General features: G+C 63.2%; 24 protein-coding genes. 11 read left to right on the forward strand and 13 right to left on the reverse strand.

The window, feature by feature from the left end:
- The first annotated feature begins 63 nt into the window (after positions 1-63).
- On the forward strand, positions 64-207 hold the full coding sequence (locus tag BVG79_RS13665; RefSeq protein WP_198167833.1) for a hypothetical protein: 144 nt from the start codon (positions 64-66) through the stop codon (positions 205-207).
- Positions 208-311: 104 nt separating this feature from the next.
- Positions 312-1,313, forward strand: coding sequence for a type I glyceraldehyde-3-phosphate dehydrogenase (gap, locus tag BVG79_RS08555; RefSeq protein WP_085786513.1), 1,002 nt, complete (start codon positions 312-314; stop codon positions 1,311-1,313).
- A gap of 30 nt (positions 1,314-1,343) precedes the next feature.
- On the opposite strand, the gene coaD is transcribed toward gap, so the two are convergent.
- Positions 1,344-1,835: a pantetheine-phosphate adenylyltransferase gene (coaD, locus tag BVG79_RS08560; protein WP_085786514.1), complete on the reverse strand. Its 492-nt coding sequence runs from the start codon at positions 1,833-1,835 to the stop codon at positions 1,344-1,346.
- A gap of 188 nt (positions 1,836-2,023) precedes the next feature.
- Here coaD and hpxO point away from each other — a divergent pair, with 188 nt between their 5' ends.
- Positions 2,024-3,181, forward strand: a complete 1,158-nt coding sequence (gene hpxO, locus BVG79_RS08565; RefSeq protein ID WP_085786515.1) for an FAD-dependent urate hydroxylase HpxO — start codon at positions 2,024-2,026, stop codon at positions 3,179-3,181.
- 35 nt (positions 3,182-3,216) lie between these two features.
- On the opposite strand, the gene nusB is transcribed toward hpxO, so the two are convergent.
- The 5 genes from nusB to BVG79_RS08590 form a co-directional block, all read right to left on the reverse strand.
- Positions 3,217-3,660 (reverse strand): transcription antitermination factor NusB, encoded by a 444-nt coding sequence (nusB, locus tag BVG79_RS08570; RefSeq protein WP_085786516.1) that lies wholly within the window; start codon positions 3,658-3,660, stop codon positions 3,217-3,219.
- Between the two features lie 90 nt (positions 3,661-3,750).
- Complete coding sequence (locus tag BVG79_RS08575; RefSeq protein ID WP_085786517.1) at positions 3,751-4,314, reverse strand: hypothetical protein; 564 nt, start codon at positions 4,312-4,314, stop codon at positions 3,751-3,753.
- A gap of 6 nt (positions 4,315-4,320) precedes the next feature.
- Entirely contained in the window at positions 4,321-4,935 is a 615-nt protein-coding gene (locus BVG79_RS08580) for a DUF1523 family protein (protein WP_085786518.1), read from the reverse strand.
- 21 nt (positions 4,936-4,956) lie between these two features.
- The gene (locus tag BVG79_RS08585) at positions 4,957-5,781 is read right to left on the reverse strand and encodes a L,D-transpeptidase (protein WP_085786519.1); all 825 of its coding nucleotides are present in this window, start codon (positions 5,779-5,781) and stop codon (positions 4,957-4,959) included.
- 192 nt (positions 5,782-5,973) lie between these two features.
- Positions 5,974-6,447 carry a nucleoside deaminase gene (locus tag BVG79_RS08590; RefSeq protein WP_085786520.1) on the reverse strand — a complete coding sequence of 158 codons (474 nt, stop codon included), beginning with the start codon at positions 6,445-6,447 and terminating at the stop codon, positions 5,974-5,976.
- Positions 6,448-6,512: 65 nt separating this feature from the next.
- Here BVG79_RS08590 and BVG79_RS08595 point away from each other — a divergent pair, with 65 nt between their 5' ends.
- From BVG79_RS08595 to dtd, 8 genes are all read left to right on the forward strand, one after another.
- Entirely contained in the window at positions 6,513-8,426 is a 1,914-nt protein-coding gene (locus BVG79_RS08595) for a pseudouridine synthase (protein ID WP_085786521.1), read from the forward strand.
- Between the two features lie 221 nt (positions 8,427-8,647).
- Complete coding sequence (locus BVG79_RS08600) at positions 8,648-9,550, forward strand: 5-bromo-4-chloroindolyl phosphate hydrolysis family protein (RefSeq protein ID WP_157115662.1); 903 nt, start codon at positions 8,648-8,650, stop codon at positions 9,548-9,550.
- Positions 9,551-9,570: 20 nt separating this feature from the next.
- Complete coding sequence (locus BVG79_RS08605) at positions 9,571-10,734, forward strand: toxic anion resistance protein (RefSeq protein WP_085786523.1); 1,164 nt, start codon at positions 9,571-9,573, stop codon at positions 10,732-10,734.
- Positions 10,734-11,708 carry a DUF2927 domain-containing protein gene (locus tag BVG79_RS08610; protein WP_085786524.1) on the forward strand — a complete coding sequence of 325 codons (975 nt, stop codon included), beginning with the start codon at positions 10,734-10,736 and terminating at the stop codon, positions 11,706-11,708. The genes BVG79_RS08605 and BVG79_RS08610 overlap by 1 nt, the downstream gene beginning before the upstream one ends.
- A 34-nt stretch (positions 11,709-11,742) precedes the next feature.
- Positions 11,743-12,846 carry an SPFH domain-containing protein gene (locus tag BVG79_RS08615; protein WP_085786525.1) on the forward strand — a complete coding sequence of 368 codons (1,104 nt, stop codon included), beginning with the start codon at positions 11,743-11,745 and terminating at the stop codon, positions 12,844-12,846.
- Between the two features lie 51 nt (positions 12,847-12,897).
- The gene (locus tag BVG79_RS08620; protein ID WP_085786526.1) at positions 12,898-14,034 is read left to right on the forward strand and encodes a primosomal protein N' (replication factor Y) - superfamily II helicase; all 1,137 of its coding nucleotides are present in this window, start codon (positions 12,898-12,900) and stop codon (positions 14,032-14,034) included.
- A gap of 7 nt (positions 14,035-14,041) precedes the next feature.
- Positions 14,042-14,986, forward strand: a complete 945-nt coding sequence (locus BVG79_RS08625; RefSeq protein WP_085786527.1) for a carbohydrate kinase family protein — start codon at positions 14,042-14,044, stop codon at positions 14,984-14,986.
- Complete coding sequence (gene dtd, locus BVG79_RS08630; protein ID WP_085786528.1) at positions 14,974-15,411, forward strand: D-aminoacyl-tRNA deacylase; 438 nt, start codon at positions 14,974-14,976, stop codon at positions 15,409-15,411. Before BVG79_RS08625 ends, dtd begins: the two co-directional genes overlap by 13 nt.
- On the opposite strand, the gene folD is transcribed toward dtd, so the two are convergent.
- From folD to tolB, 7 genes are all read right to left on the reverse strand, one after another.
- Positions 15,408-16,304 (reverse strand): bifunctional methylenetetrahydrofolate dehydrogenase/methenyltetrahydrofolate cyclohydrolase FolD, encoded by an 897-nt coding sequence (gene folD, locus BVG79_RS08635; protein WP_085786529.1) that lies wholly within the window; start codon positions 16,302-16,304, stop codon positions 15,408-15,410. The genes dtd and folD overlap by 4 nt on opposite strands.
- Complete coding sequence (locus BVG79_RS08640) at positions 16,301-16,606, reverse strand: chorismate mutase (protein WP_085786530.1); 306 nt, start codon at positions 16,604-16,606, stop codon at positions 16,301-16,303. The genes folD and BVG79_RS08640 overlap by 4 nt, the downstream gene beginning before the upstream one ends.
- 91 nt (positions 16,607-16,697) lie before the next feature.
- Complete coding sequence (ftsH, locus tag BVG79_RS08645; RefSeq protein ID WP_085786531.1) at positions 16,698-18,608, reverse strand: ATP-dependent zinc metalloprotease FtsH; 1,911 nt, start codon at positions 18,606-18,608, stop codon at positions 16,698-16,700.
- An 85-nt stretch (positions 18,609-18,693) separates the two neighbouring features.
- Positions 18,694-19,935 carry a tRNA lysidine(34) synthetase TilS gene (tilS, locus tag BVG79_RS08650; RefSeq protein WP_085786532.1) on the reverse strand — a complete coding sequence of 414 codons (1,242 nt, stop codon included), beginning with the start codon at positions 19,933-19,935 and terminating at the stop codon, positions 18,694-18,696.
- Positions 19,928-20,746 (reverse strand): tol-pal system protein YbgF, encoded by an 819-nt coding sequence (gene ybgF / locus BVG79_RS08655; protein ID WP_085786533.1) that lies wholly within the window; start codon positions 20,744-20,746, stop codon positions 19,928-19,930. The genes tilS and ybgF overlap by 8 nt, the downstream gene beginning before the upstream one ends.
- 19 nt (positions 20,747-20,765) lie before the next feature.
- On the reverse strand, positions 20,766-21,305 hold the full coding sequence (pal, locus tag BVG79_RS08660) for a peptidoglycan-associated lipoprotein Pal (RefSeq protein ID WP_085786534.1): 540 nt from the start codon (positions 21,303-21,305) through the stop codon (positions 20,766-20,768).
- Between the two features lie 91 nt (positions 21,306-21,396).
- Positions 21,397-22,722: a Tol-Pal system beta propeller repeat protein TolB gene (gene tolB, locus BVG79_RS08665; RefSeq protein WP_085786535.1), complete on the reverse strand. Its 1,326-nt coding sequence runs from the start codon at positions 22,720-22,722 to the stop codon at positions 21,397-21,399.
- Positions 22,723-22,772 lie beyond the last annotated feature (50 nt).

Consider the following 22,772-nt stretch of genomic DNA (forward strand, 5'->3'; position numbering starts at 1 on the left):
AAGGGTGCAATTGACTGCAACTCCTCCTTCCCCTCAGCTTGGCATCGCGCGTAAAAGAAAGCCATGACGAACAAACTCGCCATCATCTTCGGATCGGTCATTCTGCTGTTGTTGGCCGCGGATCTTCTGTTCAATCAGGGGATTGCGACGATTTTTCTGGGGCGGCGCTTCCTTGATCTGCTGCACTGGGTCGAGTTTTGGCGTTAACATGGGGCGCAAGACGCCCGCGCGGTTGACCTTTCGCAGGAAATCGCAAAGGTGACCGCAACGCGGGCATTCCGCCCGCTGCTACCGTCAAAAGAGGGTTCAAAATGGCTGTGAAAGTGGCGATTAACGGCTTCGGCCGCATCGGGCGCAACGTCTTGCGGGCGATCATTGAATCGGGCCGCACCGATATCGAGGTTGTCGCGATCAACGACCTTGGCCCGGTCGAAACGAACGCGCACCTGCTGCGTTACGATTCGGTCCATGGCCGCTTCCCCGGCACCGTGACGACCACCGCCGACACGATCGACGCCGGCCGTGGCCCGATCCGCGTGACCGCTATCCGCAACCCGGCCGAATTGCCCTGGGGCGATGTCGACATCGCGCTGGAATGCACTGGCATCTTCACCGACGCCGACAAAGCCAAGATCCACCTTGAAAACGGATCACAGCGCGTGCTGGTTTCGGCCCCCTCGACCGGTGCCGACAAGACCATCGTGTTCGGCGTAAACGATGCCACGCTGACCGCCGAAGACCTGATCGTGTCGAACGCGTCGTGCACCACCAACTGCCTGTCGCCTGTCGCCAAAGTGTTGAACGACACCATCGGTATCACCAAAGGCTTCATGACCACGGTGCACAGCTACACCGGTGACCAGCCGACGCTGGATACCATGCACAAAGACCTGTACCGCGCACGCGCAGCGGCGCTTTCAATGATCCCGACCTCGACCGGCGCGGCCAAAGCTGTAGGCCTGGTGCTGCCCGAACTGAAGGGCAAGCTTGACGGCGTATCGATCCGCGTGCCGACGCCGAACGTGTCGGTCGTCGACCTGACGTTCGAAGCCGCCCGCCCGACCACCGTCGAGGAAGTGAACGCCGCCATCATCGCCGCCGCTGACGGCCCGTTGAAGGGCATTCTGGGCTACACCCACGAGCCGCTGGTCTCGAGCGACTTCAACCACGACTCGCATTCGTCGGTTTTCGCGCTGGACCAAACAAAGGTGCTGGACGGTAACATGGTGCGCATCCTGTCGTGGTACGACAACGAATGGGGTTTCTCGAACCGCATGTCGGACACGGCTGTCGCCATTGGCAAGCTGATCTGAGACCGGCGCTAGGGTGTCTTGCGGGGCACCCTAGCCCAACTTTTCCCGCAGCGCTTGCGCGACGCCTGCGGGGACAAACGCGGTGACATCGCCGCCTAGCCGCGCCACCTCTTTCACCAAACGCGATGCGACGGCCTGATGCTGCGGGGCGGCCATCAGAAAAGCGGTTTCAATCGCAGGCGACAGCACGGCGTTCATGGCGGCCATCGGCGCCTCGTATTCGAAATCCGCACCCGAGCGCAGCCCGCGTATGATTACCTGCGCCCCTACATCGCGCGCGAAATCCACCAACAACGTCTCGAACGGTTGCACGGTAATGCGCGCGGCTGCGCCATCCGGCAAATCCGTAACCTCGGCCTGCAGCAGCGCCACGCGTTCAGCCAGCGTGAACAACGGCCCCTTGCCCGCATTCACCGCCACGCCGATCACCAAATGATCCACCACGCGCAGCGCCCGCGTGATGATGTCGAGATGCCCGAATGTGACGGGGTCGAACGTGCCGGGGTACAGGCCTGTGCGCATGGGTGCCTCTCTGTCTGACAGCTTGTTGCTACTGCACTGCGGGCGGCGCTGCAACTTCGGGCAGCGCCGAAGCCGACGCTGCGGCACATCCCGTGAATCTGTGGACTTATCCCGCAGGGGCCGCCAACATACCCGCGACGGGCGCGCCGCGCCCTACGGTATATCATCGCAGAACGCACGAGGGTTTCATGAAGGCGATTATCATTGGTGCGGGCATGGGCGGCCTCTGCGCCGGCATCGCGCTGCGCCGCATTGGTCACAACGTCGAAATCTATGAACGCGTGCGCGACATTCGCCCGGTTGGCGCGGCCCTTTCGCTGTGGTCGAACGGCGTGAAGTGCCTGAACTATCTGGGGCTGGAACAGCAGGTCCGCGCTTTGGGGGGCCAGATGGACAGCATGGCCTACCTCGAGGGGCACAGCGGCCAAACCATGACCGCCTTCGACCTGTCGCCGGTTTATAACACCGCCGGCCAGCGCGCCTACCCCGTGGCCCGCGCCGAGCTGCAATCCATGCTGATGGACGAATTCGGCCGAGACAACATCCACCTCGGCCGCGCCGTGACCGAGGTCTGGCAAGAGGGCGACACGGTTTTCGCCCGTTTTGCCGATGGCGAAATAGTCAGCGGCGACTACCTGATCGGCGCCGATGGCGCGCATTCGATTATCCGCAGCCATGTCTTGGGCGAAGTGCTGCCGCGCGATTACGCGGGCTATGTCAACTTCAACGGCCTTGTGGCGATTGACGAAACCATCGCCCCCGCCGACCGCTGGACGACATTCGTCGCCGAGGGCAAGCGGGCCTCGGTCATGCCCGTGTCCGAGGGGCGGTTCTACTTTTTCTTCGACGTGCCGATGCCCGCCGGTGTCGCGATGGACCGCAGCGCCTATAAAGACGAGCTGCGCCAGCAATTCGCCAAATTCGCGCCGCCCGTTCAGCGGCTGATCGACGCGATCGAACCCGAACGCACCAACCGTGTCGAAATTTTCGACATCACGCCCTTCAACACATGGACCAAGGGGCGCATCGCGCTGCTGGGCGATGCCGCGCACAACACCAGCCCCGACATCGGGCAAGGCGGCTGCATGGCGATGGAGGACGCCGTCGCGCTGGCGATTTCGCTGCAAACCAATACGCTGGGTGTCGAGGATGCGCTGGTGCGTTACCAGAACCGCCGTGCGCCCCGCGCGGGCGAATGGGTGCTGCGCGCCCGCCGCCGCGCCGCCGAAACCCACGGGTTCGACATGGCCGTCACGCAGCAATGGTACGATGGTCTTTGGAAGGAAGACGGCAGCCGCATCATGAAGGGCTTGCTGTCCAATATCGAGGGTGGCCCGCTCGACTAAAATGGAAAGGGGCGCCATGGGCGCCCCGATAATCGTTAGTCGGCAAATGCGTCGGGGTTCGCGGCGCGGGCCATATGGTCCAACACGGCGTTCACGAACCGTGCTTCCTTGGGATCATCGGCAAACGCCGTGGCGATATCCATATATTCCACGATCACCACTTTGGGCGGCGTCTCCTTCAGCATCAACTCGGCCCCGGCGGCGCGGAACAGCGCCCGCAAGGTCGGGTCGATACGTGCGATCGGCCATTTAGTCACCAGCGCGCGGTCGGTCATCTGGTCGATCTGCGCTTGGTTGGTCACCGCATCATTCACCAAGGTGCGGAATAGCGGCGCATCGCCCTCGACGAATTCCTCGCCGTCCAGCTCGGCGCCGAAACGGAAATCTTCAAACTCGCGCGTCACGCGCGCGGCGGAAATATCGGCCGCTTCCATCTGGAACAACGCTTGCACCGCGTACAGCCGCGCGGCCGAGCGCATCCGGCGTTGTTCATCACGATTCGTGCTCACGGGATACCTCTTTGCGTCAATCCTACAGGGGCCGTCCCTTGCCCCATTCGGCAAGCAAGGTCAACGCCCGGCACCCGCCGACCAGAAGCTTTGTCCAGAAATGAACCCGGCCAGCCCTGCTGCCGCCATCACCTCGCGCTCGTGGTCGGTCTCGCCGATCATCAGCACGGCATCGCCGGGCAGGCCTTGCGCCATCAACCATCCTTTCATGTCGCCGCGCATCTGCCCCCAGCTTTCGCCAAAACGTGGCAGGTCAAGCTGCGATACCGCCCCCATCCGCGCCGCCAGCCCGTCAATCATGCGGCCAGACAGCCCCAGATGCGGCTGCGCAGCGCTGGCGCGCAGCTGCCCCAACTGTACGGGCTCGATCGCTTGGCCCGTGCGGAACACGCCCAGCGCGTTCGATGAATACAGGAACGCCACCAAATCGCGCCCCGTCGTGGCCCGCACACCGGCATAGGTTTTATAGGGAAGCCCCAGTGCCTTGGCGCGCGCAACGCGCTGGCGCACGACCTCAATCGGCAGGGCGCCGCCGCCCAGCAATTCGCGCCGCGCAGCGCGCCAGCAGTGGCGTAGAAAACCGTCGCCCTGCGCCGGGCCGCCGTTGTGTCCGATACCCGCCATAATCGATTACTTCCCTCTAAACCAGCGCGACATCCCTGCCCGCCGCGCGTCGACACGCTTGTCCAGACGATCCAGCGCCGGCTTCAGGCGCCGGTCGCGGAAACGAATAACGCGGGCAGTGATCGCCCAAACGACCGCAACCAGCAGCGTCAGGAAGATAATATTGAACCACGGGATGATTCGCGTATCGGGCCCAGGCACTTCCCAAACCTTCACGGCGTTCGGGAAGATGGTCAAAAACTGGTTACGCCAACCATAGTGGCGCACAGCCACCCATCGCGGCGCGTCGGCGGTAGAGACCATATTCGCGACCTGCGCCTGCATATCGAAGGCGCTGAATTTGTAATACGGCGGCCAGCCCCAGCCGGTGTCTTCGTTGCGGAAGACCTTCTCGCGGCCGTTGGGCAGGGCCGTGTTGATGAAGAACACGTCCCTCACCTCGCGCGAGCCGCTGCCCGGCTCGGCATTCGACCAAAAAATCGCATTCATACCCGGCGTGACACGGCGGTTTTCGGTGCCGATCACCCGCACGATATCGTGGCGCGGCAGGTTGTAATGCAACACCCCGCCGACCATTAGGGCGAGCAGCAGGACCAACACCCACTTCACTATTTTCAGCATTGCTCGCCCTTCCTTCAGCCGTTACCCGCGCCCCGAAACCGAAGCCAGCTCGTCAGCGCGGTGACCGGACTCGCCATTGAACAGCTCTTCGGGGGTGATGATGTAAGGGGCGAGCTCGATCCCGCGGTTGGCCATCGCGGCCCCTTCGATCCGAACCGATTCGTTATAGCTGCGGATAATCACGCGGGTGCTGTTCGGCACCATCTCATACAGGTGGATGATGTCGTGGTTGAATAGGCGGATACAGCCGGCAGAACCCGAATTACCAATCGATTCCAGATCGTTGGTGCCGTGAATACGGTAGTAGGTGTCGCGGCCACCGCGATACAGATACAACGCGCGGGCCCCCAGCGGGCTGGCCAGACCACCGGGCACGCCGCGGCGGAAGGGTTCGTACAGTTCGGGATCGCGGCGCAACATGTTGGCGGTCGGCGTCCAACCCGGCCACTTGGCCTTGCGCTGGATCACGGTCTCGCCGCGCAGGCCCAGACCTTCGATACCGACGCCAATCGGATAGCGCCATGCCATGCCGTCGGGCAGTACCCAGTAAAGAAACTTTGCGTTCGGGTCGATTTCGATCGTGCCGGCGCGCTGCGTTCCCGGATATGCGATCAGCATGCGCCGGTTAACACCTTGCAGATAGCGCGGGGGAATCGGCGGCAGACGGAAGCCCTCATCCTCAAGCAATCCATATCCCTCGACGATCTGGGACACGGGAATACCGGCGATCTGTTCTTCAGGTTGCGCTGCAATTTCAGGCACTTGCGCGCAAGCGGCCACGAGGGAGAATCCGCCGAGTGCGGCCAAAGCCGACCGACGGGAGAAAACGGGCTGTGCAAGTGTCATACGATCTCGCCTTGGACTAGGTAACGACTCGGTTAATATCAAGTTACGCGTCGGCGGCAAACCGCGGTAGTGACGGCTTGCCAACGTATCCCGTGCCAGAGTCTTGTCGGCACAAGATGGCCTATCAGTTGCCATGATTGCAAGAACTTGATTTTCAGCCGTTTTTAAAGCGCCAGCCAGTCAGTTGCACCATCACTCAGGCTCGGCCACGCCCGCACGCCGGCGCGCGGCGAAAAATCCGCGCAGCAGCGCCTCGGCCTCGGGCGCAGAAAAATCGCCATATATTTCAGGGCGATGATGGCACTGTGGGTGTGAAAACACTCTCGCGCCATGCACGACACCGCCCGATTTCGGATCGTCGGCCCCGTAATAAAGCCGCGCAATACGCGCCGCCGCAATGGTGCCCGCGCAGATGGGGCATGGCTCTAGTGTCACGTAAAGGTCATGCCCCACCAAGCGCTCGGACCCGATCTGCGCGCATGCCGCGCGGATCGCCAGCACCTCGGCATGGGCGGTCGGGTCCGAAAGTTCGCGCGTGCGATTCCCTGCGCGCGCCACAACTTGCCCTGCAGGGTCGATCACAACCGCCCCAACCGGCACCTCGCCGCGCATCGCGGCCAAGCGGGCTTCCTCCAGCGCTAGGCTCATGTAAGATCGGAACTGCATTCTTTCTTCATGACCCCACGCGGATCGCTCTGGCAAGGGCAAAGACAAAGCAGTAAGAGGCGCGAATGAATCAGGACCCCACCATTCCCCCGACAGATACCCCTGCAGCCGCAACCGACGCCACGGAAACCCCCAAGGCATCGGACACCAAAGCGACAGCAGAAGACGCCGCCCCCGAAGGCGACCGTATTGCAAAGGCGCTCTCGCGCGCGGGCGTTGCCTCGCGCCGCGATGTTGAGCGTATGATCATTGACGGCCGCGTCAGCGTCAACGGCAAGGTCATCACCTCGCCCGCGACCAACGTGACCGCCCGCGACCGTTTGGCCGTCGACGGCCAGCCCGTTGCCGCTGCCGAGCCGCCGCGCCTATGGCTTTACCACAAGCCCAGCGGCCTTGTGACGACCAACAAGGACGAACTGGGCCGCGACACCGTTTTCGACCACCTGCCCGAAGACATGCCCCGCGTCATGACTGTCGGCCGCCTTGACCTGACATCCGAAGGGTTGTTGCTGCTGACCAACGATGGCGAGGTGAAGCGCAAGCTGGAGCTGCCGACGACCGGCTGGCTGCGCCGCTACCGTGTGCGTATCAACGGCGACGTGACCGAGCCTGATCTGGCCCCCCTGCGCGCCGGCATCACCGTCGATGACGTGGTCTACCAGCCGATGGAGGTCGCCCTCGACCGCAAGCAGGGCGCGAACGCTTGGCTGACAGTTGGCCTGCGCGAAGGCAAGAACCGCGAAATCCGCCGCGTGATGGAAGCCATCGGCTTCGTGGTGAACCGCCTGATCCGCGTATCGTACGGGCCGTTCCAGCTCGGCACGCTCGAGCCCGGCGCCGTGCAGGAAGTGCGGCGCAAGATCCTGCGCGATCAGCTTGGCCTTGATATGGACGAGCCCGAATTGCAGCGCGACCGCCGCGTGATGCGCAATGGCCAGAAGCCTGCCCCCGCCGCCAAGGGCCGCCGCCCCGCGCCGGTCGATGACGGCGAGGAAGGTTTCAGCCGCCCGGGCTTCAGCCGTGGCAGCGCATTCTCGTCGCGCACCGCGACCCCGCGCCCCCCGCGCGAGGATGACGACCGTGGCCGCGGCGGCTACGACCGCAAGCCGCGCAGCGATCGGCCGAGCGGCGATCGGTTTGGTAATGACCGGTTTGGCAGCGATCGACCCCGTGCTGAGCGCCCCACAGGCGACAGACCGCGCTTCGACAAACCCCGCGGTGACCGCCCAACGGGCGACCGGCCGCGTAGCGACAAGCCGTTCGGCGAACGCAAGTCCTTCGACAAGCCGCGTTTCGACAAGCCGCGCGAAGATCGCCCCTATGGCGAGCGCCCCCGCTTTGACAAACCCCGCGACGAGCGCCCGCAGGGCGAGCAATCGCGTTTTGGCAAACCGCGCTTCGACCGTAAACCCGACGGCGACCGGCCTTATGGCGACCGTAATCGCGAGGGCGGCAATCGCGATTTCAAACCGCGTGGAGACCGGCCCACAGGCGACCGCCCGTTCGGTGACCGTAACCGCGAGGGCGGTGACCGTGGTTTCAAGCCGCGTGGCGATTTCAAACCGCGCGGCGACCGGCCCACAGGCGACCGCCCCTTCGGTGACCGTAACCGCGAAGGTGGTGACCGTGGCTTCAAGCCGCGTGGCGATTTCAAACCGCGCGGCGACAAACCCACAGGCGACCGCCCCTTCGGTGACCGCAACCGCGAGGGCGGCGACCGTGGCTTCAAACCCCGTGGCGAGTTCAAGCCGCGCGGCGACAAACCCGCAGGCGACCGCCCCTTCGGTGACCGCAACCGCGAGGGCGGCGACCGTGGCTTCAAACCCCGTGGCGAGTTCAAGCCGCGCGGTGATGGTGACAAGCGTGGGTCGTTCAGCAAGGGCCCCCGCAGCGATGGGCCCCGTTCTAACGGCCCACGTCAAGATGGCCCGCGCACCGACGGGCCGCGTCGCCCGCCCAAGCCGCGTAGCCGCGACTAAATACAAAAGGCACCCTTCGGGGTGCCTTTTGTGCGTAAAGGCGCCAATTTACGCATGATGTGCCTTGCCGTTTCGCCGTAACACCCTAATTTCGAAACATGAGTGGGCGCTGGCCCCGCAGGGTGAGGACGACGAATGCCACGGACTTTACGAACAGCCTGTTACGGACTGCTGGTTGCACTGCTGTTTGGCGTCTCCCTCGGCTGGATCGGGGGCTGATTATGGCACGTGAATACGGTGGAAAATACTCGCCCACGCCCCATGATGACGACAAGATCCCCGGCGCGAAAGCCGCGCTGCGCGACGCACGCGCCGAAACCCGGCGCGTCGACAAGGCGGGGGCACGGGCGAACGTGCTGTTCATCCCGGCGTTTATCGTCGCGATTTTGTCGCTAGGGCGCGGTGCGCTGGGGATGGCTGCGGGCCTGTCGGGTGCCGCGTTCATCTTGCTGGCCGCTTGGCTGATGCGCGAAGGGCTGCGCGCCGAAGCCGCCTACGATGCCCGTACCATCGCGCGCCGCCCCGCAATCCCGCGCAAGATCATGGCGGCGGTGGGCTTTGGCCTTGGCACGGCGTTGATGGCAATCTCCGCCGGCACGGCGCCAGTATTCGGCGTAGTCTACGGCGTGATTGCCAGCGTACTGACGTTGGGCGCGTTCGGCGTTGACCCGCTGCGCGACAAGCGCGCCGAAGGGATTGATGCCTTTCAACAAAACCGCGTGGCGCGCATCGTGGACGAGGCCGAAAGCTACCTCGGCGTGATGCAGGGGCAGATCACCACGTTGAACGACCGCGCCCTGACCGCCAAGGTCGAGGGGGTCGCCCTGTCCGCTCGCCGCATGATCCGCACGGTCGAGGAAGACCCGCGCGATCTCACGGCTGCCCGCAAATTCTTGGGCGTCTATCTGATGGGTGCGCGTGATGCGACGGTGAAATTTGTCGACCTCTATCGGCGCACACGTGATACAACTGCCCGCACCGATTACGAGACGTTGCTGGACGACCTGCAGACCCAATTCACCGCCTCGACCACGCGCATGCTTAGCGATGGCCGTGCGGATATGGATATAGAAATCAAAGTCCTGCGCGAGCGGTTGCAGCGCGAAGGCATCCCCACCGAATAACCCCCTTGAACGAGGTTCCCATGTCAGAAACCATCCGCGAGGCCGCAGCCGCGACGCTGCAAGATGTAGCGAAAGTCACTGCGACCATCCTGCCCGAGCCCGCTGCCGAGATTGTCCCCTTGGCCCAAGCAGACAGCGCGAAATCGGACGAGATCCGCAAGCGTATGGCCGAAATCGACATGACGGAAACGCAGTCGATCATCGGTTTCGGCTCGCGCGCGCAGGCTGAACTGCAAACAATCAGCCAAGCCATGCTGCAGGGCGTGAAGAACAAAGACGTGGGCCCCGCAGGCGACAGCCTGCGCGATATGGTGACCACCATCCGCGGCTTTTCGGTCAGCGAGCTGGATGTGCGACGCGAGCAAAGCTGGTGGGAAAAGCTGCTGGGCCGCGCCGCGCCGATGGCCAAATTCGTTGCCCGCTTCGAGGAAGTCCAAGGCCAGATCGACAAGATTTCCGATGATCTCCTCAAGCATGAACACGTGCTGCTGAAAGACATCGAGAGCCTCGACATGCTCTACGAGAAGACCCTCGATTTCTATAACGAACTGGCGGTTTATATCGCCGCAGGTGATGAAAAGCTGGCCGAGTTGGACAGCACCGTCATCCCCGCCAAAGAGGCCGAGGCCAACGCCGCGCCCGAGGATCAAGCCATCCTGAAAGCGCAGGAACTGCGCGACCTGCGCGCCGCCCGCGACGATCTGGAACGCCGCGTGCACGACCTGAAGCTGACACGGCAGGTCACGATGCAGTCGCTGCCCTCGATCCGCCTTGTGCAGGAAAACGACAAGTCGCTGGTCACAAAGATCAACTCGACCTTGGTCAACACAGTGCCCCTGTGGGAAACCCAGCTGGCGCAAGCCGTGACGATCCAGCGCTCATCCGAGGCTGCGAAGGCCGTCAAAGCCGCGAACGATCTGACCAACGATCTGCTGACCAAGAACGCCGAACACCTGCGCGAGGCCAACAAGGCGATCCGCACCGAGATCGAGCGCGGCGTCTTCGATATCGAGGCTGTGAAGGCGGCGAACGCCAACCTGATCGCCACGATCAACGAAAGCCTGCAAATCGCCGACGAAGGCAAAGCCAAGCGCGCCGCAGCCGAGGCTGACCTGCAGCGCCTCGAGGCGGATCTGCGCGATACGCTGGTGTCGGCCAAAGCCCGCACGGCCCCGACGGCCTGATGCAAACGCGCGGGCGGCCTTTTACCTATGGGATGGCAGGGCTTCTGGCCCTGCCTTTCGTTGCCGCCTGCACCCCCACCCCCCCTGCGCCCGAGGCACCGCCCACCCCTGCGGTCGCACCCGCGTTGCCGCCTGCGCGCCCCGCGCAACCCGCCGTCGTCGCCCCATCGGCGACCAGCCAGGCGCTGGCGCAATACTATCGCCGCCTGCAAAACGATCTGCTGGCGCGCAACCTGCTGCGCACCGATGGCGGGCCCGAGGTCGATATTACCGACACGATTCTGGCCCGTAACTTCATTCGCATCGCGCTTTACGACGAATATGCCGACCTCGGCAGCCGTTTTTCGCCAAACACGACAGAATCGCGCCTGCGTCGCTGGGAACAGCCGGTGCGCTACCAGATGGTTTTCGGCCAAACCGTGCCAAGGGCGCAGCGCAACAAGGATCAGGCCGAGGTATCGGCCTATTTCGGGCGATTGCAAAATATCACCGGCCTTCAGATCGAACAGTCGGACGACCCGAACTACCTTGTGATGTTTCTGGGCGAGGACGACAGACCGGGCGCGGCAGCCCAACTGCGCACATTCATTCCCGGCATCAGCGAAAGCGCATTGCTGGCACTGATGCACCCCGACCGCAGCACGCTGTGTCTGGTGATCGCGTTTGCCGATGCCTCCAGCAACTACACGTACAGCCGCGCCGTCGCCCTGATCCGCGCCGAACACCCCGACCGTATGCGCAGCGCCTGCATCCACGAGGAGCTGGCCCAAGGCCTTGGGCTCGCCAATGACGACGTGACCGTGCGCCCGTCGATCTTCAACGATAGCGAGGAATTCGCCCTGCTGACCCTGCAGGACGAAATGATGCTGAAAATCCTGTACGACCGCAGGCTGCGGCCCGGCATGACCATCGATCAGGCCACGCCCATCGTGCGCCAAATCGCAACCGAGATTATCTCGCCGCCCCCGGTTTGAAGCCGCGGCGCAGACGCAACCGAAGGAGACCCCCATGGGCATTCTTGATTTCCTGTCCGGCCAGTTCATCGACGTCATCCACTGGACGGACGACACCCGCGACACCATGGTCTGGCGTTTCGAACGCGAGGGCCACGAGATCAAATACGGCGCCAAGCTGACGGTGCGCGAAGGGCAGTCGGCGGTGTTCATCCACGAAGGGCAGCTGGCCGATGTGTTCGGCCCCGGGCTTTATATGTTGGAAACCAACAACATGCCCATCATGACCAGCCTGCAGCACTGGGATCATGGCTTTAAGTCACCCTTCAAAAGCGAAGTCTATTTCGTCAATACGACCCGCTTCAACGACCTGAAATGGGGCACCAAAAACCCCATCATGTGCCGCGACCCCGAGTTCGGCCCGGTACGTTTGCGCGCATTCGGCAGCTTCTCGATGCGGGTCAGCGACCCCGCCAAATTCATCCGCGAGATCGTCGGAACCGACGGCGAGTTCACCACCGATGAAATCAGCCTGCAAATACGCAACGTTGTGGTGCAGGCGGTCAGCCGTATTTTGGCGGGCAGCCAGATCCCTGTGCTGGACATGGCCGCAAATACGGCTGATCTGGGCAAGATGATCACCAACGCCATCGCCCCGATTGTGGCCGAATATGGGCTGATCATCCCCGAGTTTTATATCGAAAACATCTCGCTTCCCGAAGAGGTCGAGAAGGTGCTGGACAAGCGCACCTCGATGGGAATCGTCGGCGATCTGAACCGCTATGCCCAGTTCTCGGCGGCCGAGGCGATGACCGCTGCCGCATCAAACCCCGGCGCTGCCGGTGCAGGCATGGGCATGGGGATCGGCATCGGCATGGGGGGCGGAATCGCTGGCCCGTGGGGCACCGCGCCGCAGGCCACTACGGCTGCGCCGCCCCCGCCGCCGCCCGCCGATCAGGTCTGGCACTTGGCTAAAAACGGCCAGACAACGGGCCCGTTCTCGCGCGCCGATCTGGGGCGCATGGCCCAAAATGGCGAGCTGACACGTGAAACACATGTTTGGACCGCCGGCCAAGACGGCTGGAAACGCGCCGAGGAGGTCAACCAGTTGGCCCAGCTGTTCACCATCCAACCGCCGCCGCCCCCACCCGGCGTCTAACATGTTTCGGCGGGCGGTCACGCCCGCCACCCCCAACGACGCAGCCAGATCATGACCGACATTCCCAATATTCCGCGCCGCGGCCGCAGCACTGCCCCTGATTCCGCCCCCGAGGAGCACCGCTTCCCATGCGAGCAATGCGGCGCGAACCTGACGTTTGCCCCCGGCCAAACCGAACTGCGCTGCGCGCATTGCGGGCACGTGCAGCGCATCTCGCACACCGGTAATTTCGAAGAAGCGCTGCGCGAACTGGACTATAACCTCGTCATCAAAAATCTGGTGCGCGACGCCGAATTCGAAGTCACCAAATTCATCACCTGCCCCAATTGTGGCGCGCGCAGCGAATTCAAGGAAGGCACGCATGCGGCGCTGTGTCCGTTCTGCGCAACCCCCGTGGTCACCGATACCGGCAGCCACCGGCAAATCAAACCACAGGCGCTGGTGCCCTTTGCGCTGGATGAAAACGCAGCGCGGCAGTCGATGACGAAATGGCTGGGTAGTCTCTGGCTCGCCCCCAACGGCTTGCAGGAATACGCCCGCAAAGGGCGCGCGATGTCGGGCATCTATGTGCCCTATTGGACATTCGATTCGAACACGCACAGCCAATACACCGGACGCCGCGGCGATATTTATTACGAGACCCGCACCGTCATGCGCGACGGCAAACGCCAGACCGAACAGGTCCAGAAGATCCGCTGGACGTCTGTGCGCGGGCGCGTCGCGCGCAGCTTCGACGATGTGCTAGTGCTGGCCGAAAACGCGCTACCCCGTGCCTATACCGACGCGCTCGAACCATGGGACCTGTCGGCGCTGGTTCCTTATGATCCGCAGTTTCTGTCGGGCTTTCGCGCCGAGGGATACGAGATCGACCCCGAGGGCGGCTTCAGCATCGGGCAACAAAAGATGCGCAACGTGATCGAACAGGACGTGCGGCGCGATATCGGGGGCGACCGCCAACAGGTCGATCAGCTGCACACCGAATTCAACGATGTCACATTAAAGCATATTCTGCTGCCCATCTGGGTTGCGGCTTACAAATACCGTGACAAAACCTATCGCTTCGTCGTCAATGCCCAAACCGGCAAGGTCAAGGGCGAGCGTCCATGGTCGCCGTGGAAGATCTTTTTCCTTGTGCTGGGGCTGGCCATTCTGGCCGCCGGCGTCGTTTATCTGGGCCAGAATAGTTGAGGCAAACATGATCCTGTGCTGCGGCGATTGCCTGATCGACATGCTGCCCACCACCGACACGGCGGGCCGCGATGCCTATGTGCCGACGGTTGGCGGCGCGGCCTTGAATACCGCCATCGCGCTGGGGCGGCTGGGCACGCCGGTCGGCATGTTTACGGGCCTATCGCATGACCCCTTCGGGCAGATGCTGCACGACCATGCCACTGGCGAGGGGGTCGATATGCGCCACGCCGCTCGCCGCCCGCTGCCGACTACGCTGGCCTTTGCCCACCTAATCGACGGCCGCGCCGTCTATTCCTTTCACGACGAAAACACCGCCGGCCGCATGATCGCGCAAAGCGATATCCCCAGTGCCCCTGCACGCGCCTACCTGTTTGGCGGCATCTCGTTGGCCTACGATCCCTGCGGCGCGGTGTTCGAGGCGTTTCAGGAACAAGTGTCTGCGACCGCCGTAACCATGCTGGACGTCAATATCCGCCCCAGCCTGTTCTCCTCGGGCCTTGTCACGGATGAGGCAGCCTATCGCGCGCGGCTGGATCGCATGATCGCCCGCGCCGATATCGTCAAGCTCAGCGAGGACGATCTTGCTTGGCTTTCGGGCCCTGCCGATGTGGCAGCCGAGGCGCAGCGCATTTTGGACATGGGCCCGAAACTGGTACTGCTGACAATGGACAGCCGCGGGGCGCGGGGCTTCAGCGCCTGCGGTGGCCGCGTCGCCGTGGCCGCCCTGAAGATTGCACAGGTGGTCGACACCATCGGCGCGGGCGATACCTTCAACGCGGGCGCGCTGGCCTATCTGTTCGATGCGGGCCTCCTCAGCAAAGAAGGTCTTGCCACTTTGTCGGCCGAGGATTTGCACGCCGCGATGCTGCAGGCCAGCCGCACGGCCGGCTACTGCGTCTCGCATGCCGGCGCGAACGGCCCGACGCGGGAACAGCTATGCGCGCTGTAATCCAACGCGTCAGCGCCGCAAGCGTCAGCGTCGATGGATCTGTCATTGGCCAGATCGAAGCGGGCTTGCTGATTCTGGTCTGCGCGATGAAGGGTGACGACGATACCGCCCCCGCGCGCCTTGCGGCCAAAATCTCGCGGTTGCGGGTGTTTCGCGATGATGCAGGGAAGATGAACCTGTCGCTGGCCGATACGGGCGGCGCGGCGCTGATCGTCAGTCAATTCACACTCGCCGCGAATACCGCCAAGGGCAACCGCCCCGGCTTTTCCGATGCCGCCCCGCCCGAGCGCGGCAATGCGCTCTACGAATCGTTCGTGACAGCCTGCCGCGCGCTGCAAATACCCTGCGCGACGGGCCAGTTTGGGGCCGACATGCAAGTCAGCCTGACCAATGACGGCCCCGTAACCTTCTGGGTCGAGGTTTAGGCAGTCAGCCCCTCGGGCTCGGGCAAAGCGTGGCGGCGGCAAAAAGCCGTCAGCGTGTTTGCCAGCAGGCACGCAATGGTCATCGGCCCGACACCGCCCGGAACAGGCGTAATCGCACCGGCCACGGCGGCGCAGCTGTCGAAATCGCAGTCGCCCACCAGTTTGGCCTTCTCGGCGCCGGCAGGTTGGACGCGGTTGATCCCCACATCAATAACCACCGCGCCGGGTTTGATCCAATCGCCTTTGACCATCTCGGGGCGGCCCACGGCGGCAACCACAATATCGGCACGGCGGACAACATCGGGCAAGTTCGCGGTGCGTGAATGGGCCACTGTGACGGTACAGCCATCGCGCAGCAGCAGGTTCGCCATCGGCTTGCCGACGATATTGCTGCGCCCGATGACCACCGCGTCGCGCCCTTCCAGCGTGCCCAGCGTATCGCGCAGCAGCATCAGACAGCCCAGCGGCGTGCAGGGCACCATGGCCTTTTGGCCCGTCACCAGCTTGCCCACGTTATCGATATGAAACCCGTCCACGTCTTTTGCGGAATCAATCGCATTAATCACCGCCTCGGCGTTCATATGCGCCGGCAGCGGCAGCTGGACCAATATCCCGTCGACGGCCGGATCGGCGTTCAACTGCGCGATCAGCGCCAGCAGATCGGCTTCCGCAGTCTCGGCGGCGAGCTTGTGTTCAAAGCTGTTCATGCCAACTTCAACCGTCTGGCGGTTCTTGTTGCGCACATAGACCTGACTGGCAGGGTCTTCGCCGACCAGTACCACCGCAAGGCCGGGCACCTGCCCTGTCGCGGCTTTGGCGGCAGCAACTTGCGTCGCTACCTGCGCGCGCACAACGGCCGCAAAGGCCTTTCCGTCGATGATCGTGGCGCTCATGCCCCGTCTCCCTTTCCCAGAACAACCTCTTCACGCGCGATCGACCAATCGATCAACCGCCGCCAGAGGTCCTCAACCAACGCGTCATCCAAGCCTTTTGCGCGCGCATGCGCACGCACATTGCGCACAACCTCTTCCACACGCGCATCAATGCGGGCGGGCAAACCCTCAGTGGGCTTCAGGACGACGGCGCGGTCGATCAGCGTGGCGCGATACGCCAAATCGGCCACGATCTGCGCATCCAGCCGATCAATCTCGGCCCGCAGCGCGCGCATGTTCGTAAGGGTAACCGGATCTTTCATCTGTCCCTCGGCCCTGCCTGATGTTGTCTTCCCCTAGCGCAGGCACGCGACGCGGACAAGAAAAAGGGCCGCGTAAAGCGGCCCTTTGTCATCAAGCGGTCGGTTCGGGTTCAAGCCCCGTGTCGTTTTCACGGCGCGGGCGGGTTTTAGGCACAGCCGTGACCGAGGATGGTGCCGGGCCGGTGCCGTCATCATCACTGCCGCCAATCGGCAAGCCACGCATCACCCGCCCGATCTCCTCGCCGGTTAGCGTCTCATGCTCCAACAAGCCGTTCGCCAAGCGGTCGAACTCCTCGTAGTTATCCAGAATGATCTGGCGCGCATTGACGTAACCTTCGTCGATAATTCGCTTCACCTCTTCCTCGATCAGCTCTTTCGTATGAGCCGAAATCGAGAGGCCACCTGCACTACCGCCACCTTGGTAGCCGGCATGTGCCTCGGCGTAGTCGATGTTGCCGACCTTGTCCGACATGCCCCAACGCATCACCATGGCGCGCGCCAGCGACGAGGCCTGCTGAATATCACCCGCAGGGCCAGAGGAGACGTTTTCCTCGCCATACTTGATGATCTCGGCAGCTTTGCCGGCCATCGTCATAGCGATTTTCTGTTCGGCTTCTTCCTTGTGGTAGTTCAGCTTGTCGATTTCGGGCAGGCTGACGACCATCCCCAGCGCACCGCCACGCGGCACGATTGTGGCTTTATAGACAGGGTCACACTTCGGCAGCTTCAGCCCGACGATCGCGTGGCCAGCCTCGTGGAAAGCGGTCTTTTCCTTCTGGTCCTGCGTCATCGCCATCGAGCGACGCTCGACACCCATCATCACCTTGTCCTTGGCGTTTTCGAAATCGATCATCCCGACAAAGCGGCGGCCAGCGCGCGCGGCCAGCAGTGCCGCCTCGTTCACCAGGTTCATCAGCTCGGCCCCTGAGAAACCGGGCGTGCCGCGCGCGATGATGCGCAGGTCGACATCTGGGCCCAGCGGCACCTTGCGGGCGTGAACCGACAGAATCTTTTCGCGGCCTTTGATGTCGGGGTTCGAAACATGGATCGTCCGGTCGAAACGACCCGGGCGCAGCAGCGCAGGGTCCAGCACATCGCGGCGGTTGGTCGCGGCGATGATGATGATGCCCTCGTTAGCCTCAAAACCGTCCATCTCGACCAGCAGCTGGTTCAGGGTTTGCTCGCGTTCGTCATTCCCGCCGCCATAGCCCACGCCGCGCGCACGGCCGACGGCGTCGATTTCGTCGATGAACAAAATGCAAGGCGCATTCTTTTTGGCTTGTTCGAACATGTCGCGCACGCGGCTTGCGCCGACACCCACGAACATTTCGACAAAGTCCGACCCCGAAATACTGAAGAACGGTACACCAGCCTCGCCCGCAATCGCGCGCGCCAGCAGCGTTTTACCGGTACCGGGCGGGCCTACCAGCAGGGCACCCTTGGGAATTTTGCCGCCCAAGCGGCTGAATTTTTGCGGATTGCGCAAAAATTCGACGATTTCTTCCAGCTCTTCTTGCGCTTCGTCGATACCGGCAACATCGTCAAACGTCACGCGCCCCTGCTTTTCGGTCAGCAGCTTGGCACGCGACTTGCCAAAGCCCATCGCACCGCCTTTGCCGCCGCCTTGCATGCGGTTCATGAAATAGATCCACACACCGATCAGCAGCACAAACGGCAGCATCGACAGCAGGAAAGCCTGCAGGGTCGATTGTTCTTGGCTGCGCGCCTCGAACGGGATGTTCTTTTCCAGCAGCATTTGCGTAGTCTGCGCATCGGACGGGCGGATCGTACTGATCTGACGGCCATCCGTGGTGCGATAGACAACTTGTTCGCCGTTCAGCGTCACGCTGGTGACATTTCCGGCGTCGACTGCCGCGACAAAATCGGAATAGCGCGGGCTGTTCGCCGCACTGTTGCCGTTGTCGCCTTGAAACACTTGAAACAACCCAAGCAGCAACAGGAAGATAACGACAATAAAACCGATATTCCGAGCGTTACCCAAAAACCTTCTCCCTTGATCGCAGCCTTGGCGCGCAATTGCCCCGGCCCAGTAATTGCTGCTTAAGATAAGCCTGCAGAACCGATGTTCAATGCGAAACCCGCGTCATTCTGAAGTTGCGCACCAGTTCGAGGGTCCATTTCGCCTCTGGTTGTAACAATGGGGCGGCAATCATCCGCCCATCTTGCCAGATTGCAGGGCCGCTAATCAGCGCCGCACGGGAAAACCCGCTGCGGCGCCACGCCGGAAATTGCGAAATCGCTGCGCCCAAGGGCGCGATAACTTCGTCGCCCAGCGAAGACGCGGGTGTCACTACACCCCACCTGCCATCGAAAACTTGGCCGAGCGGGACCGGTCCGGCTGCCACCGCAGCAGGTTCCCGTGCGATTCGCAGAACGCGCGCGCCCGATGAAAAGACGCACCCGCCCAAGGTGCGGCGCCCCGCCCCATCCGCCAATGCTTGCGCCACCGCCGACAGCGCCGCGCCGCGCGGCGGGTAGCCTGCACCCGCGATCCAATCCACGGCCTGCATCAACAGGCGGCGGCGTAGCGCGTCGGGCAGACTGCGGTAGGTATCCAGCGGCACCACTACCTCGCCCGCCGCAGTCGTCGCATCGCCGATAGCCGTACCCAGCGCCCAATCCAGCGCGGCGCGTTCAGACGACAGATGCGCGGCGGTGCTGGCGATGCTGGCCGCATCGATACCCGCCTGTTCCAGTGCGGGCAAAACTTGCCGCACTTTGACGCGCTGGTAATGCGGGTCGGCGTTGCTCGGATCATCCACCCACGCTTGCCCCTGCGCTTGCAGCCACGCGCGCAACGCGGTGCGGCTGCAACCCAAAAACGGGCGATAGAAGGTGACGCTGCCCTGCGTCCAGCTATCGCGCATTGCGGCCAGACCGTCGATGCCCGCGCTGCGCCCCAGATTCATCAAAAATGTCTCGGCCAAATCCTCACGGTTGTGGGCGACGACAACGGCTGCGATCCCTGTGCGCTGCGCCCAACCCTTCAGCAAGGCATAGCGCGCGGCCCGCGCGCGGGCCGACAAATTGCCCGCGCCGTCGTCAGCGTTCCACGACAATATCTGATGCTGGATGCCACGCGCCGCGCACAGCCTACCCACACCCTCGGCTTCCGCCAGCGATGCGGCGCGTAGCCCATGGTCTACGGTCGCTGCAAAAACGCGCCCGGCTGCCACCGCGTGCAGCGCCAGCAGCGCCGCCAGCGAATCACCGCCGCCCGACACCGCGACGCCTATCGGCCCGCTGTGGCCGGCCGCAAAATCCGCAGCCGCCCGCGAGACAGCGCGCAGGCCAGCCTCGTCAGCCACAGTTCAAGGTTTGCATAGCGGATTGCGCATCGGCGATTGCAGGATCGCCCGGAAAGCGCGTTGCGACTTCGGCCAGCGTCAGGCACGCATCCGCGCCCTGCCCGATACGCCCCAATGCTTGCCCAAGCCGAACCAAGGCTTGCGGCGCTGTGCCGCCATCAGGCGCACCGGCGAAGCTTTCCAGATAGGCGCGGGCGGCATCGCTCAGCTGGCCCATGCCTTCCAACGCCTCGCCCTGCTTCAGCATCGCCTCGGCAGTCAGTTCCCCACCCGGGTAGGCCGTGACATAGGCCGCAAAACCGTCAGCGGCCGTGCGAAAGTCACCTTGCGCGAGCGCCTCCGACGCCCGCGCGAAATCGGCCTGTTCGCCAACGGCCATTTGGCCGGACCCGCCAGACGGTGCGGTTTGGGAAGGTGTCGTTGCAGACGGCGCATTGCCACCCAGCGGCGGCGTCGCGCCAAGACTGCCGATGTCGCAGTTCGGCTCCAGCTCGCACAGGCGGAATTCCAGATCGCCGATGCGGTTGGTGCCATCGCTGACAACACGATTGATGCGGTACTCCAGCTCCTCGCTCTTGGCGGTGACCTGTTGCAGCGCTTGTTCGATCGAATCCATCCGCGCCAGCGGCGTGCTGCCCGCGACACCGCTAGTCAGCGCGCCCGAGGTCGCCAATTCCGACCGCAGGCTGGACACTTCAGCCGACAAAGCCGTCAACTGCTGGCGAATATCGCCCAGTGTCGCCGCGTCTTGCGCGGCGACAGCCAACGGCGCTGCCGTCAAACACATGGCTAATGCTGCAGAACGCAACATATCGCTTGCCCCTTTCGGCCTAGCTGATGCCACCGGCCGAGATCACCGTCACGGCGCGGCGGTTCTGCGAATAGCAGCTTTGGTCCGAACACAGCGCAACCGGGCGCTCTTTACCGTAGCTGACGGTGCGGATGCGGTTTGCGCTGATCCCGCGCGAGATCAGGTATTCGCGGACCGAGTTGGCGCGGCGCGCGCCCAAGGCCACGTTGTATTCGCGCGTGCCCTGCTCGTCGGCGTGACCTTCGATGACGATGCCGTACTGGCTGTTGGTCGACAGCCACTGCGCTTGGCCGTTCAGCACCTGCATCGCCTCGGGCGAGACGCTGGACTGGTCGACGGCAAACAGCACACGGTCACCAATGGTCTGCGCGAAATACGCGGTGCTGCGCGGGTCGCTGGCATCGCCCAGACCCGATTGGCCGACGCCACCCGCGCCATAGGCGCCGTTCGCACCATAGGGGCTGTTCGCGCTGCCATCATTGGCGAAACGGTCGGGGCGGGTACAAGCAGACACGGCAAGGGCCGAAATCATCAGGCCGGCGATCAGGAATTTATTCATAACGTTAACCTTTTTTGCGGCACTTTCCCGACCGCGTGAAGAAGGATAGCGCGGACAGGTTAGCATAGCTGCACCCATCCGCAAAGACGCATCACGGCTGCAGCGGGCCCCAGCTGGGGTCGGACGCAAAGCCGCCTGTCGCCACTTGGCGCAAGTTGCGTCCCGAAATATCAACCGAATAGATCGAAGGGCCACCGTTTTCGCCCTGCGTTTCGCGCGTAAACATCAATACGCGGCCGTTAGGGGCCCATGTGGGGCCTTCATCCAGGAACGACGATGTCAGCAGGCGCTCTTCCGAGCCATCCGTGCGCATCACGCCAATGTGAAAACGACCACCCTCTTGTTTGGTAAACGCGATCAAGTCTCCGCGCGGACTCCAGACCGGGGTGCCGTAGCGGCCACTGCCGAACGAAATGCGCTGCGCTTCGCCGCCGTTGGACGACATGATGTAAAGCTGGCTTCCGCCCGAGCGGTCACTCTCGAACACGATCCGGCTGCCATCGGGCGAGAAGGACGGCGATGTCTCAATCGACGGCGCATTGGTCAGGCGGGTATGGGCGCCATTGCGAATATCGGTGCGGAAAATGTCGGTATTGCCGCCATTGGCCAGCGAATAAATCACGCTGCCACCATCCAGCGAGAACCGCGGCGAGAACGCCATTTCACCCGCTTCGGTCGGCAGTTGGCGCGCGCTGGCGCTGGCCACGTCCAACAGGTTAATCCGCGGCGAGCCAGACTGGTAGCTGGTGTACAAGATGCGATCGCCCGTCGCCGAGAAGCGCGGTGCCATCACCAGCGCGCTCGCGTCGGTCAGGTACTGCACGTTCGCGCCGTCGTAATCCATGATGCCGATGCGCTTGGCGCGGTTGTTTTTCGGGCCGCTTTCCGAGACGAACACAACACGGCTGTCGAAATAGCCGGTCTCGCCCGTAATACGGCTGTAGACGGCATCCGCGACCTTGTGGGCCATCCGGCGCCAGCCTTGAACGCTGCCGTTGAACTGCAGCCCCTGCCCCTGTTCGACACCCGAATAGATGTCATAAAGGCGGAACTTCACCGTCAACTGACCACCACTAACCGACACGGCACCGGTGATCAGGCCCTGCACGTTGATCGCGCGCCAATCGGGGTAGGCTACGGCCTGATCGAACACGCTGTGCTGGCTGATAAAGGACGATGGCGGAACTTCGCGGAACAGGCCGGAATTCACCAGATCCTGCGCGACAAGACGGCTGATCTGGTTGGCGACATCAGCCGCACCACCGGTTTCGGCCTGAAAAGTCGGCACCGCGATCGGCAGCGGTTCGATCACACCCTGAGTGATGGTGATCCGCAGCGGAGACTGCGCCATCACCGGCACGGCAGCCAGCGGCCCGGCGAAGGCTGCGGCCAATACAAGCGCCATGAACTTGTTCATACTGCGTTTCCTCACTAACCCGCGCACATGGCGGGCACCTTACATTTCAC

The organism is Ketogulonicigenium robustum, assembly GCF_002117445.1.
GTDB lineage: Bacteria > Pseudomonadota > Alphaproteobacteria > Rhodobacterales > Rhodobacteraceae > Ketogulonicigenium > Ketogulonicigenium robustum.